This is a genomic window from Chitinophaga varians, from assembly GCF_012641275.1.
In the GTDB taxonomy this organism is placed as follows: Bacteria; Bacteroidota; Bacteroidia; order Chitinophagales; family Chitinophagaceae; genus Chitinophaga; species Chitinophaga varians_A.
This window is the reverse complement of record NZ_JABAIA010000019.1, coordinates 1-878: the sequence shown is the minus strand read 5'-3', so window position 1 is coordinate 878 and position 878 is coordinate 1. Positions and strand designations below refer to the sequence as shown.

Annotated in this window: 1 rRNA gene; it reads right to left on the bottom strand. The window is 39.5% G+C overall.

The features are described 5' to 3' along the window. Positions 1 to 762: 762 nt before the first annotated feature. A 5S ribosomal RNA gene (gene rrf / locus HGH92_RS33405) occupies positions 763 to 874 on the bottom strand. Between the last annotated feature and the right edge of the window lie 4 nt (positions 875 to 878).

Here is an 878-nt window from a genome sequence, read left to right as displayed (position 1 = left end):
GCCGCTAGCGTTCATCCTGAGCCAGGATCAAACTCTCCATTGTAAAGAAGTTGATACCTGACTAATTCTCTTCAGAAAATTAATCGGATATTTAAATTATGTTAGCTATAACATTACCTGTGTTTATTGAATCAAACTATCACTAATTTGATTCGTGCTGTTGTTTCCATTCTTTCAAAGAACTTTCGATCACTTACTGATCGTTAGTTGATGTTTGAGATCCGATCTCCGTGGCCCGTTCGGCCGTACATCCTGTATTATTTTTAGAAGAACTTTTGTGTGTTTCGCGTCGTTTGCGTTGGGGTTGCAAAAGTAGTGATTCTTTTCATTATCACCAAAACTTTTTTAAAGTTTTTTTCATCTTTAATTACCACTTTTTTAATCTCTTATCTATTAAAAGAAAGTATCATAAACAGTTGGCAATCAACCCTCAGTTGTACAAAGAACAGCGCTTTTTTCAGAGCGGATGGCAAAGATAGCATCTTTATCATTCGCAGCAAAAATTATTTCAACTTAATTGCTAGTGTAGTATTTCAATTGGTAGCTCAAAGTAATGAGCCGGAGGTAGTCTGACGGTCGCGGTTAAAGCCGTGACCAGGGAAGATAATCGCAACACCGGTAGACCTTACGTCTGGCCCGGAGAGCCTGGGAAGAGATATACTCTACTGTTAGAGTGGATCCTTTAATGATTAAGAAGAGAAGAGCTTCTACTTATATAGAAAGAAAAAGGTCCTGGCATGTCACCAGGACCTTTCTTAATAAATATGGCAGCTACCTACTCTCCCGCATGATAGTGCAGTACCATCGGCCATAAGGGGCTTAACTTCTCTGTTCGGAATGGGAAGAGGTGAACACCCTTGGCAAAACCACCATAAGAT